This is a genomic window from Paraburkholderia podalyriae, from assembly GCF_014397785.1.
Lineage (GTDB): Bacteria > Pseudomonadota > Gammaproteobacteria > Burkholderiales > Burkholderiaceae > Paraburkholderia > Paraburkholderia podalyriae.
The window spans coordinates 196,153-208,208 of sequence record NZ_VZQQ01000002.1; the positions used below are offsets into that span (position 1 = coordinate 196,153).

At 63.3% G+C, this 12,056-nt stretch carries 8 protein-coding genes; 4 read left to right on the top strand and 4 right to left on the bottom strand.

Annotated features, from left to right (window positions below):
* Window positions 1-59: 59 nt before the first annotated feature.
* A complete protein-coding gene (locus tag F6X42_RS03125) occupies window positions 60-2,921 on the bottom strand; it encodes a 2-oxoglutarate dehydrogenase E1 component (protein ID WP_187632803.1) in 2,862 nt (953 codons plus the stop codon).
* A gap of 403 nt (window positions 2,922-3,324) precedes the next feature.
* Window positions 3,325-5,154 carry a translational GTPase TypA gene (gene typA, locus F6X42_RS03130; protein ID WP_187632804.1) on the bottom strand — a complete coding sequence of 610 codons (1,830 nt, stop codon included), beginning with the start codon at window positions 5,152-5,154 and terminating at the stop codon, window positions 3,325-3,327.
* Window positions 5,155-5,481: 327 nt separating this feature from the next.
* On the opposite strand from typA, the gene F6X42_RS03135 reads away from it, so the two are divergent.
* The 4 genes from F6X42_RS03135 to F6X42_RS03150 all read left to right on the top strand — a co-directional run bounded on the left by F6X42_RS03135 (window position 5,482) and on the right by F6X42_RS03150 (window position 10,487).
* Window positions 5,482-5,997 carry a MarR family winged helix-turn-helix transcriptional regulator gene (locus F6X42_RS03135; protein ID WP_187632805.1) on the top strand — a complete coding sequence of 172 codons (516 nt, stop codon included), beginning with the start codon at window positions 5,482-5,484 and terminating at the stop codon, window positions 5,995-5,997.
* Window positions 5,998-6,046: 49 nt separating this feature from the next.
* The gene (locus tag F6X42_RS03140) at window positions 6,047-7,567 is read left to right on the top strand and encodes an efflux transporter outer membrane subunit (RefSeq protein ID WP_187632806.1); all 1,521 of its coding nucleotides are present in this window, start codon (window positions 6,047-6,049) and stop codon (window positions 7,565-7,567) included.
* Window positions 7,568-7,651: 84 nt separating this feature from the next.
* The gene (locus F6X42_RS03145) at window positions 7,652-8,890 is read left to right on the top strand and encodes an EmrA/EmrK family multidrug efflux transporter periplasmic adaptor subunit (RefSeq protein ID WP_187632807.1); all 1,239 of its coding nucleotides are present in this window, start codon (window positions 7,652-7,654) and stop codon (window positions 8,888-8,890) included.
* A 34-nt stretch (window positions 8,891-8,924) separates the two neighbouring features.
* Window positions 8,925-10,487, top strand: coding sequence for a DHA2 family efflux MFS transporter permease subunit (locus F6X42_RS03150; RefSeq protein ID WP_187632808.1), 1,563 nt, complete (start codon window positions 8,925-8,927; stop codon window positions 10,485-10,487).
* 125 nt (window positions 10,488-10,612) lie between these two features.
* Here the strand turns inward: F6X42_RS03150 and truB are convergent, their stop codons facing one another.
* Complete coding sequence (gene truB / locus F6X42_RS03155) at window positions 10,613-11,548, bottom strand: tRNA pseudouridine(55) synthase TruB (protein WP_187632809.1); 936 nt, start codon at window positions 11,546-11,548, stop codon at window positions 10,613-10,615.
* A gap of 78 nt (window positions 11,549-11,626) precedes the next feature.
* The gene (gene rbfA / locus F6X42_RS03160) at window positions 11,627-11,992 is read right to left on the bottom strand and encodes a 30S ribosome-binding factor RbfA (RefSeq protein WP_187632810.1); all 366 of its coding nucleotides are present in this window, start codon (window positions 11,990-11,992) and stop codon (window positions 11,627-11,629) included.
* Window positions 11,993-12,056: the final 64 nt, after the last annotated feature.

Genomic DNA, 12,056 nt, shown 5'->3' on the forward strand with positions numbered 1-12,056 from the left:
GGGAAACGTTCGGCGCGGCGTGGGAGAGCGCGCTGCGCTCTCCCGGCTCGTGTGTTTCTTTATTTAGCGATCGACGCGCTCTTGAGGCGGCCGAAAGCGCCTTCGATCAGCGCCTTCTGCTGCTCGTAGTGCTTCGCGTAGTAGCCGACTGCAGGCGAAGCCGAAGCCGGACGGCCGCTGTACGCCAGCTTCTGCCCTTCCTTCATGCCTTCCTTCAGATGGTGCTCGATGTAGAACCAGGGGCCCTGATTCTGCGGCTCGTCCTGCACCCACACCACTTCGGTTGCGTTGTCGTACTTCTTCATTTCCGCTTCGAACTGCTTGTGCGCGAACGGATAGAGCTGTTCGATACGGATGATCGCGACGTCGTTCGCCTTCGCTTCACGGCGATGCGCGACCAGGTCGTAGTACACGCGGCCCGAGCAGGCCACCACGCGCTTGACCTTCTTCACGTCGATGGTTTCGTCCACTTCGCCGATGACCGGCTGGAACGAACCCTTCGCGAGTTCCGACAGATCCGACACGGCTTCCTTGTGACGCAGCAACGACTTCGGCGTCGCGACGATCAGCGGCTTGCGGAACAGGCGGATCATCTGGCGACGCAGCAGGTGGAAGACCTGCGCCGGCGTGGTCGGCTGAACGACCTGCATGTTGTGGTCTGCGCACAGTTGCAGGAAACGCTCGATACGCGCCGACGAGTGCTCCGGACCCTGGCCTTCGTAGCCGTGCGGCAGCAGCATGGTCAGGCCCGACACGCGGCCCCACTTCACTTCGCCCGACGAGATGAACTGGTCGATCACGACCTGCGCGCCATTCACAAAGTCGCCGAACTGCGCTTCCCACGCGACGAACGTGTTCGGTTCAGCGGTCGAGTAACCGTATTCGAAGCCGAGCACCGCTTCTTCCGACAGCACCGAGTCGATCACCGTGAACTTCGCCTGACCTTCGGCGATGTTCTGCAGCGGCACGTAGGTGCCGTCGTTCCAACGCTCGCGGTTCTGGTCGTGCAGCACTGCGTGACGGTGCGTGAACGTGCCGCGGCCCGAATCCTGACCGGTCAGGCGCACGGCATAACCGGATGCGACCAGCGATGCGAACGCGAGGTGCTCGCCCATGCCCCAGTCGAGCTTCGCTTCGCCGCGGCCCATTGCGCGACGGTCGTTGATCACGCGCTCGACGAGCGGGTGAACCTTGAAGTTTTCCGGAATCGTGGTGACGCGCTCGGCGAGGCGCTTCAGTTCCGCGAGCGGCACGGCCGTGTCGGCCGCATCGGTCCACTTACGGTTCAGGAACGGCACCCAGTCCACCGCGTACTTGCTCTTGTAGTTCGACAGCACCGGGTCGACCGTATGATGGCCTTCGTCCATCGCCTTGCGATAGGCCTTGACGAATTCATCGCCCTGTTCGGCCGTGATGACGCCCTGTTGCACGAGCTTTTCGGCGTACAGCGCGCGCGTGCCCGGGTGCTTCGAGATCGTCTTGTACATCAGCGGCTGCGTGACCGCCGGGGTGTCCTGCTCGTTGTGGCCCAGCTTGCGGAAGCAGACGATGTCGACGACGACGTCCTTGTGGAACTGCGTGCGGAAGTCGATCGCCATCTGGATGGCCATCACGACCGCTTCGGGATCGTCACCGTTCACGTGCAGCACCGGCGCTTCGATCATCTTGACGACGTCCGAGCAGTACAACGTGGAGCGCGAGTCGCGCGGATCCGACGTCGTGAAGCCGATCTGGTTGTTGATGACGATGTGCAGCGTGCCGTGCGTGCCGTAACCGCGCGTTTGCGCAAGGTTCAGCGTTTCCATCACGACGCCCTGGCCCGCGAAAGCCGCGTCGCCGTGGATCTGCACCGGCAGCACCTGAAGGCCGTCTTCGTCGCCGCGGCGGTCCATACGCGCCTTCGCCGAGCCCTCGACCACCGGGTTGACGATTTCGAGGTGCGACGGGTTGAACGCGAGCGACAGGTGAACCGGGCCGCCTTCCGTCGCGATGTCCGACGAGAAGCCCTTGTGGTACTTCACGTCGCCAGCCGGCAGATCGTCGACGTGCTTGCCTTCGAATTCGGCGAACAGGTCAGCCGGCATCTTGCCGAGCGTGTTGACCAGCACGTTCAGACGGCCGCGGTGCGCCATCGCGATGACGATTTCCTGTACGCCGCGCAGACCGCCGTGACGCACGACTTCGTCCATCGCCGCGATGAAGCTCTCGCCGCCCTCGAGCGAGAAGCGCTTCTGGCCGACGTACTTGGTATGCAGGAAACGCTCGAGGCCTTCGGCGGCCGTCAGGCGATTCAGGATGTGCTTCTTCTTGTCGTTGCTGAAGTTCGGCGTCGACCGGATCGATTCGAGGCGTTCCTTCCACCAGCGCTTCTGCTCGGGATCGCTGATGTACATGTACTCGGCGCCGATCGTGCCGCAGTACGTGTCGCGCAGGGCTTTGACGATCTCGCGCAGCGTCGCGCGCTCGAACCCGAAGTACAGATTCGTTGCGCTGTACTCCTGGTCCATGTCGGCTTCGGTGAAGTCGTAGAACGCGGGTTCAAGTTCGGGGATCGCAGGACGTTCGCGGCGCTTCAGAGGATCGAGATTGGCCCATTGCGAGCCGAGGAAGCGATATGCGCCGATGAGGGACTGGACGTAAACCTGTTTGCGGGCAGTTGCGAGATCTTCGCCTCCGGCCGTTGCGCGCGGCAGGAAGGCATTGGCCTTGGCGCGCTGGGCAAACGATTCGACGATCGGGCCGTGGGCCACGTCGTTGGCGTTGCTGCCGTCCGATGCGGGCACGTTCTGCAACGCATCGAAATAGCTGCGCCAGGTCTCGGGCACTGACGCCGGATTATCGAGATACGCTTCGTACATTTCTTCAACGTACGGAGCATTGCCGCCGAACAGATAAGAGTTCGACTGGAATTGCTTCATCATTTTTACGCTCACCTTTCTTCGAGTTTCTCGAGAAATAGCGGGTTACCGAACCTTCCGCGACACGGCCTGACCGTTTAGCGGATTGCGCGAATCAAGTCTTGCTTGGAAGGACCTAAAACTTTGCACCCGGGAGCATAGCACAGAACGAATAGCCCAGATAGCGAACGGCACAGGCGCAAAGCCCGTGACGGTGGGCGTTTCGGGGGTGGCCGGGTCCCTTTCCACAGCGCGCAACAGTGTTCTGTGCGAAATGGAGTTAAAGAGTGCGATACGTCCCTTACGCGGGCCGCCTTCGGAAAGTGCTGGGCGTGATGCAGCTTCACAAGTTTTGATACGCCGAAAACAAGGAAGCCACCCGAAGGTGGCTTCCGTTTCCTGCTATCCAGCGGGGTTTGAGTTCCGCTTATTCGCCGGCAACCTTGTTGCGGCTCGCGCTGCGGCGCTCGTGTTCCTTCAGGTAGCGCTTGCGCAGCCGGATCGACTTCGGCGTGACTTCGACCAGCTCGTCGTCGTCGATGAACTCGACCGCGTATTCGAGCGACAGCTGAACCGGCGGCACCAGACGCACAGCTTCATCTGTGCCCGACGCGCGCACGTTCGTGAGCTGCTTGCCCTTGATCGGGTTCACGACGAGGTCGTTGTCGCGGCTGTGGATGCCGATGATCATGCCTTCATACAGCGCCTCGCCCGGCGATACGAACATGCGGCCGCGATCCTGCAGCTTCCACAGTGCGTACGCGACTGCCGCGCCGTCGTCCTGCGAGATCAGCACGCCGTTGCGACGCTCGCCGACCGCACCTTCTTTGACCGGCTGATATGAATCGAACGTGTGGCTCATCAGACCCGTGCCGCGCGTGAGCGTGAGGAATTCCGACTGGAAGCCGATCAGGCCACGCGCCGAAATTCGGTACTCGAGACGCGTGCGGCCACGGCCATCCGACGCCATGTCGAGCATTTCGCCCTTGCGGCGGCCGAGCTCTTCCATCACGCCGCCCTGGTGCGTGTCTTCCATGTCGACGGTCAGGTTTTCGTACGGCTCGTGCTTCTCGCCGTCGATTTCCTGGATCACAACGCGCGGACGCGATACCGCCAGCTCGTAGCCTTCGCGACGCATGTTTTCGACCAGAATGGTCAAGTGCAGCTCACCGCGGCCTGCCACTTCAAACGTGGTTTCGTCGCCGGTATCGCGCACGCGCAGCGCGACGTTGTGATTCAGTTCCTTCATCAGGCGGTCGCGAATCTGACGGCTCGTGACGAACTTGCCTTCGCGGCCCGCGAGCGGCGACGAGTTGACGAGGAAGTTCATCGTCAACGTGGGTTCGTCGACTGTAATCATCGGCAGCGCTTCCGGCTGGTCCGGCGAGCAGATCGTCACGCCGATGCCGACTTCCTCGATACCGTTGATCAGCACGATGTCCCCCGCTTCAGCCGAGTCCACCTGCACGCGATCGAGGCCCTTGAACGACAGCACCTGGTTGATCTTGCGATTGAGGATATCGCCTTCCGGGCCCAAGCGCACCGCGACTGCCATGCCCGGCTTGATGCGGCCGCGCGTGATACGGCCAATGCCGATACGGCCGACGTACGACGAGTAGTCGAGCGAGGTGATCTGAAGTTGCAGCGGACCTTCCGGATCGGCCGGGCGAACCGGCACGTGCTGGAGGATCGCCTCGAACAGCGGACGCATGTCGCCGTCGCGCACCTCCGGCGTGAGACCCGCGTAGCCGTTCAGGCCCGATGCGTAGACGATCGGGAAGTCGAGCTGCTCTTCGCTTGCGCCGAGCTTGTCGAACAGGTCGAAAGTCTGGTTAATCACCCAGTCGATCCGCGCGCCCGGACGATCGACCTTGTTGACCACAACGATCGGCTTCAGGCCCAGCGCGAGCGCTTTTTTCGTGACGAAGCGGGTCTGCGGCATCGGGCCTTCCACCGCATCGACGAGCAGCAGCACCGAGTCGACCATCGACAGCACGCGCTCCACTTCACCACCGAAGTCGGCGTGTCCCGGCGTGTCGACGATGTTGATGTGCGTGCCCTCGTACTCCACCGCGCAGTTCTTCGACAGGATCGTGATGCCGCGCTCTTTTTCGATGTCGTTCGAGTCCATCACGCGCTCGGCGATCTGCTGGTTCTCGCGGAACGTGGCGGTCTGACGGAGGAGTTGGTCGACGAGCGTGGTCTTGCCGTGGTCGACGTGAGCAATGATGGCGATGTTGCGTAGGGCGCGAGTCATAGGAAACCTGAAGACGGTTGAGTGCGCCGCTTGCTTATGCTGCTGGTTGAGGATCCAAACCACGACAACAAGCCCAAAGCGCACTTTGGGAACCGAAAATTATAGCATGCGCGGATGATCCTTTCTGGTATTCCCCGATAGACCGCCCGCTTCACGCGTCTCCGAGGGTTGCACGCGAGCGCCTGCCTCGCGGCGCTCCGCGCGAATCCGTCCTGTTTGCTGCTCGAGCGGGAAATAATCCTTGACTAAGCTGTAATTACGCTTGTCGCGTCAATCAACAGCCGACTATACTAATGCCTAGTCAACCATTGCATTCGCACCAGAATCATGACGGAGCCGTCCAACGAACCCACGCCGGACCCCAGCGAGTACCAGCTCGGCGAAAGCGTCGGCTATCTCATATCGCGGGTGAAATCGACGCTGTCGAACCTGATCACGCAACGCAGCATGGCCGAACTCGGCATCACCAGCCAGCAAGGCAGCATCCTGTTCATGGTGGCGAGCGGCAAATGTCTGCTCGCGGCCGAATTGGCGCGTGAATACGGCATCGACGCAAGCGCCGTGACGCGCCTGATCGACCGACTCGAAAAGCGCGGCCTGCTCACGCGGGTGCGCAGCAACGAAGACCGGCGCGTCGTACGGCTCGCGTTGACGCCGGAAGGCCATGCGATTGCCGCCCGCATGCCGGGCATTTTCAATGGCGTGCTCGATAGTCTGCTGAACGGGTTCACCCCCGAGGAAGTGGGCTTCCTGAAGAGCATGCTGCGCCGCGTGCTCGTCAATTCCGGCGAACAGACGGGAGTTTCCCGCGATGCCGCAAGCCATCCGGATAGCAAGCCGTAATAACTTGCTTGCTGCGTCCACCAATACATTCCACTCAAAGAGTCGAGCGATGAAATCCCTTTCCCTGTCCGCGCCCGCGCTGTCGAGCCGGGCCGCTGTCACCGCCGCGGTGACAGCGCTCGCCCTCACGGGGTGCGCGAACTACTTCGGCGTCAAAAGCGACAAACAGATCGCGTCGCCGACGCAGTACGAGTCGACGCAGAGCCTGCCCAACGAGGGCGGCCAGTGGCCATCGCTCGACTGGGCCAACCAGTTCGGCGACCCGCAACTGCCGAAGCTGATCGCTGAAGCGCTCGAGGGCAGCCCGTCGATCGCTCAGGCGCAGGCGCGGCTCGCGAAGGCTTCGTCATATATTGAAAGCTCCCGCTCGGCGCTGTTCCCGAAGGTCAACGCGAGCTATTCCTGGACCCGCGAGCTATTCTCGGCGAACGGCCTCTACCCGCCTCCGTTCGGCGGCAGCTGGTTTAGCGAAAACAACGTGCTAGCGAGCGCGTCGTGGGATCTCGACCTGTGGGGCAAGAACCGTCAGCGCCTCGGCCAGGCCGTATCGCAGCAGAAAGCCGCCGAAGCCGACATGCAGCAGGCGCGCGTGACGCTCGCCGCGTCGGTCGCGAGCACGTATAACCAGCTCGCGCAGCTGTATGCGTTCCGCGACATCGCCGCGCGCGAAATCGCCAACCGCCAGGACGTCGGCCGCATCACCAATGACCGCGTGACGGCCGGCCTCGACACCAACGTCGAGAAGCAGACCGCCGCCGGCAACGTCGCGACCAGCCAATCGAACCTGACCGACCTCGACGGCCAGATCACCGTCGTGCGCTACCAGTTGGGCGCGCTGCTCGGCAAAGGCCCGGACCGCGGCCTGCAGATCGACAAGCCGGTGCTCACCGGCGGCGACGTGGTCGCGCTGCCCGACAATATCCCGGCCGACCTCGTCGCGCGCCGCGCGGATATCGTCGCTGCGCGCTGGCAGGTCGAAGCCGCGATGCACGACGTGAAGGAAGCGAAGGCCGAGTTCTACCCCGACGTAAACCTCGCGGCCGGCTTCGGTTTCGACGCGTTCGGCTGGGGTCATTTCCTGACCGCGTCGAGCCGTCAGATCCAGTTCGGCCCGGCGATCCATCTGCCGATCTTCGACGCCGGCGCGTTGCGCGCGCAACTGAAAGGCCGCTACGCCGACTTCGAAGGCGACGTCGCCAACTACAACCAGACGCTGATCAACGCGCTGCAGGACGTGTCGACGCAGGTCTCGTCGATCCGTTCGATCGACCGCCAGGAAGGCGACGCCCAGCGCGCGCTCGACGCGTCGAGCAAGGCCTACCAGCTCGCCGTGGTGCGCTACAAGGCCGGCCTGTCGCCGCAACTGCAGGTGCTCACCGCCGACGAAAACCGGCTCGCCGCCGAGCAGACGGTTACGGGTCTGCAGATGCGACGCCGCAGTCTGCAGATCGGCCTGATCAAGGCGCTGGGCGGTGGCTTCGACGCGACCCAGACCGGTCTCGTGGTGCCCACCGATGCCCCCGCATCGGCCAACGCCGCGACCCACGCTACCAGCACCGCAGCGAACTGAGCAAAACCTGCCCGCGCCGACGCACACGCATCCCCACGAACACCCGAAAAAACGACGACGTTTAAGAGAACCCGGAGCACATCAATGAGCACCCCTCAGCAGCCCGCCACTCCACCGCAAGCGGCGAACAACGGCAAACGCAAGCGCATGATGACGCTGCTCGTCATCGTGATCCTGATAGCCGCGGTCGCGTACGGCCTGTACTACTTCCTCGTCGCACGCTTCCATGAAGACACCGACGACGCCTACGTGAGCGGCAACGTCGTGCAGATCACGCCGCAGGTCACGGGCACGGTGATCGCGGTCAACGCGGACGACACCCAGGTCGTCAAGGCCGGCGACCCGCTCGTCGTGCTCGACCCGGCCGATGCGCGCGTCGCGCTCGAACAGTCCGAGGCCAATCTCGCGCAGGTGGTGCGCCAGGTGCGCGGCCTGTTCGCCGACGACAGCCAGTACGAAGCGCAGGTCGCGGCACGCCAGGCCGATCTCTCGCGCGCCAATGACGACCTGAAGCGTCGTCTGACGGTCGCGCAGACCGGCGCAGTATCACAGGAAGAAATTTCGCACGCACGCGATTCCGTAAAGTCCGCGCAAGCCGCGCTCGACGCCGCCAAACAGCAGCTCGCGGCAAACCGCGCGCTGACAGCGAACACCACGATCGCCGATCACCCGAACGTGCAGGCCGCCGCCGCAAAGCTGCGCGACGCGTACCTGAACCATGCTCGCAACACGCTGCCCGCGCCGGTCACCGGCTATGTCGCGAAGCGCTCGGTGCAGGTTGGCCAGCGCGTGTCGCCGGGCACGCCGCTGATGGCAATCGTGCCGCTGCATGACGTGTGGGTTGACGCGAACTTCAAGGAAGTGCAACTGAAGCACATGCGCATCGGCCAGCCGGTTGAACTGTCGGCTGACGTGTACGGCTCGTCGGTACCGTATCACGGCAAAGTGATCGGCTTCTCGGCCGGTACGGGTTCGGCGTTCTCACTGCTGCCCGCGCAGAACGCGACCGGCAACTGGATCAAAGTCGTGCAGCGTCTGCCGGTGCGCATTTCGCTCGATCCGCAGGAGCTCGAGAAGCACCCGCTGCGTATCGGTCTGTCGATGCAGGCTGACGTCAACATCAAGGACGACACCGGCGGCCAGCTCGGCCAGGCGCCGACCACGGCTTACCAGACCAACGTCTTCGACAAATACGGCGCGGATGCCGACGCGGAAATTGCGCGCATCATCTCGGAAAACGCCGGTCCGAACGCGAACGGCGGCTCGCAGAAATCGACCGCGGCGAGCGGCGCGGCCGCGAAACCGGCGACCCATAAGAGCTAAGGCTCCGGCCGACGATTCATAGAAGGCTCTTTTAATGGCTCAGGCTCAAGCGCAAGTCGCGCACCCGCCGCTCGAAGGCGCGCAACTGGTGATCGGCACCATCGCGGTGTCGCTCGCGGTGTTCATGAACGTGCTCGACACGTCGATCGCGAACGTGTCGATCCCGTCGATTTCCGGCGACCTCGGTGTGTCGTCCGACCAGGGCACATGGGTGATTACGTCGTTCGCGGTGGCCAATGCGATCTCAGTGCCGCTGACCGGCTGGCTCACCGACCGCGTCGGCCAGGTGCGGCTGTTCATGGCGTCGATCGTGCTGTTCGTGCTGTCGTCGTGGCTGTGCGGGCTGTCGCCCAACCTGCCGTTCCTGCTCGCGTCGCGTGTGCTGCAAGGCGCGGTGGCCGGCCCGATGATCCCGCTGTCGCAGACGCTGCTGCTCGCGAGCTATCCGCGCGCGAAGGCGCCGATGGCGCTATCGATGTGGGCGATGACCACGCTGATCGCGCCGGTTGCCGGTCCGATTCTCGGCGGCTGGATTTCCGACAATATTTCGTGGCCCTGGATTTTCTACGTCAATATTCCGGTCGGCGCGGTCGCGGCCATCGCGACGTGGACGATCTTTCGTAACCGCGATTCGGTCATCAGGAAGGCGCCGATCGACGGCGTCGGCCTCGGACTTCTGATCGTCTGGGTCGGCTCCCTTCAGGTCATGCTCGACAAGGGCAAAGACCTCGACTGGTTCTCGTCGACGACGATCGTCGTGCTTGTGCTCGTTGCAGTCATCGCGCTCGCGTTCTTCATCGTGTGGGAGCTGACGGCCGAGCATCCGGTGGTCGACCTGTCGCTGTTCAGCCGACGAAATTTCAGCGGCGGCACGATCGCGCTGTCGATCGGCTATGGGCTTTACTTCGGCAATCTCGTGCTGCTGCCGCTGTGGCTGCAGACCGATATCGGCTACACGGCGACCGAAGCCGGACTCGTGATGGCACCCGTCGGTGTGTTCGCGATCCTGCTGTCGCCGCTCACCGGTAAGGTGCTGCCGCGCACCGATCCACGTTATATCGCGACGCTGTCGTTCCTGATTTTCGCGCTGTGTTTCTGGATGCGCTCGCGTTATACGACGGGCGTCGATACATACTCGCTGATGCTGCCCACGCTGATTCAGGGCATCGGCATGGCCGGCTTCTTCATTCCGCTCGTGTCGATCACGCTGTCGGGCTTGCCGGGCCATCGGATTCCCGCGGCCTCGGGGCTGTCGAACTTCGTGCGGATCATGTGCGGCGGTATCGGTACGTCGATCTTCCAGACCGCGTGGGATCACCGCACGATCATGCATCACGCGCAACTGACCGAGCAGGCGAACGCTTACAACCCGGCGTTTGGTCAGTCGATTCATCAGATGGGCGCAGCGGGCCTGGATCAGCAGCAGACCTATGGCCTTTTCAATACCATGGTTACGCAGCAGTCCGCGCAGCTCGGCGTGAACGACCTGTTCTTCATTTCGGCCGGCATTTTTGTCGCGCTGATCGCGCTGATCTGGATCACGCGGCCGGAACGGGCAGGCGGCGACGCGGGAGCGGCAGCGGCTGCGGCGCATTGAGGACGTCGGTTGTGGTGTCGCTTTAGTTCGGCACCGCTGCACGACGCGGCATGAAAAAAGCGGGATCGCTCGATGGCAGATCCCGCTTTTTTATGGTCCGCGCCGGACTGGCAAAACGGCCGAGCCTAGCTCTCAGTCGTTACGACCAGACGTTCTGGTGCGAGCACACCTTCGCCCGGCTTCGCGACACCGAGAAGCCGTCCCTGCGCCGAGTACACCCTCACGCGCGCCGCAGTCACCGCTTCGGCGGCGATCGCCAACGACGATAGCTTCAGCCGCTGGCCGTGCAGGAAGCGGCGCGTGTCGTCGTCGTTGAGACAAACCTGCGGGAACGTCGACAGCAACGCGTCGACCGGTTGCAGCCATGCGTCGCGTTCGAGCTGGGTCGCGTCGGACAACGCGTCGAGCGTGACCGAATGCTCGAGCGTCAGCGCGCCGACGCCCGTGCGCCGCAGTACGATCAGATGCGCGCCGCAGCCGAGCGCCTCGCCGATATCCTCGGCAAGTGTACGCACATAGGTGCCCTTGCTGCACGTCACTTGAAACGTCACATCCGGCAACGCGCACGCAATCAGCTCGAGCGCGTGAATCGTCACCTGCCGCCCTTCCCGTTCGACCGTCTGGCCGGCGCGCGCGTACTCGTACAGTGGCTTGCCGTCGCGCTTGAGCGCCGAGTACATCGGCGGAATCTGAACGATCTCGCCGATGAACCGCTGCAAGGCCGCCTGCACCGCCGCTTCGTCGCAATCGACCGCGCGGATGTCGAGTGGCTCGCCCTCGGCATCGCCGGTGGTCGTGCGGATGCCGAGGCGCATCGTCGCCTCGTAGGTCTTGTCGGCTTCGAGCAGGTCCTGCGAAAATTTGGTGGCCTCGCCGAAACACAGCGGTAACAGGCCGGTTGCGAGCGGGTCGAGCGTGCCGGTGTGACCCGCCTTTTTCGCCAGATAGAGACGTTTCGCGCGAACCAGCGCGTCGTTGCTCGACAGGCCGAGTGGCTTGTCGAGCAGCAGCACGCCGTCGAGCGCGCGACGTGGCACGCGGGGGCGTTGAGGTACGGTCATGTCGAGTGAGGCAGAACGTTCGGGAAATGCGAAAAACCGCGCCGCGCGCTACATGGAACGACGCGGCATGGTGGACACTCAGTCGTCTTTCGCGCGCGTGGAATTTGCCTCGTCGATCAGACGCGACATCTCGACGGCGCGCTCGATCGTCTTGTCGTAGTGGAAATGCAGCGTCGGCACCGTATGAATATGCAGGCGCTTGAACAGCAGATTGTGCAGATGGCCGGCCGCGTGCGTCAGCGCCTCGAGCGTCTGCTGCGGGTCGCCCGTCAGCGTCGTGAAGTAGACCTTCGCGTGAGCGTAGTCGGGCGTCAGCTCGACGCTCTGAAATGTGACGATGCCGATGCGCGGATCCTTGACCTCACGCAGCAGCTCGGCCAGGTCGCGCTGGATCTGATCGGCGATCTGCACGTTACGATTGGGACTAGTACGTTTCTTAGGCATGGTGTTGTGTGCTCCGCTATGACGGATGCAAAAATTTGTTCGCGCGAGCCGTGTTTGTTATCCG

Excerpts from the sequence above, each read along its gene's own strand:
- truB (WP_187632809.1), bottom strand. The coding sequence starts at position 11,548 with ATGACCGTACCTCAACGCCCCCGCGTGCCACGTCGCGCGCTCGACGGC.
- F6X42_RS03125 (WP_187632803.1), bottom strand. The coding sequence starts at position 2,921 with ATGATGAAGCAATTCCAGTCGAACTCTTATCTGTTCGGCGGCAATGCT.
- F6X42_RS03135 (WP_187632805.1), top strand. The coding sequence starts at position 5,482 with ATGACGGAGCCGTCCAACGAACCCACGCCGGACCCCAGCGAGTACCAG.
- F6X42_RS03140 (WP_187632806.1), top strand. The coding sequence starts at position 6,047 with ATGAAATCCCTTTCCCTGTCCGCGCCCGCGCTGTCGAGCCGGGCCGCT.
- F6X42_RS03150 (WP_187632808.1), top strand. The coding sequence starts at position 8,925 with ATGGCTCAGGCTCAAGCGCAAGTCGCGCACCCGCCGCTCGAAGGCGCG.
- F6X42_RS03145 (WP_187632807.1), top strand. The coding sequence starts at position 7,652 with ATGAGCACCCCTCAGCAGCCCGCCACTCCACCGCAAGCGGCGAACAAC.
- rbfA (WP_187632810.1), bottom strand. The coding sequence starts at position 11,992 with ATGCCTAAGAAACGTACTAGTCCCAATCGTAACGTGCAGATCGCCGAT.
- typA (WP_187632804.1), bottom strand. The coding sequence starts at position 5,154 with ATGACTCGCGCCCTACGCAACATCGCCATCATTGCTCACGTCGACCAC.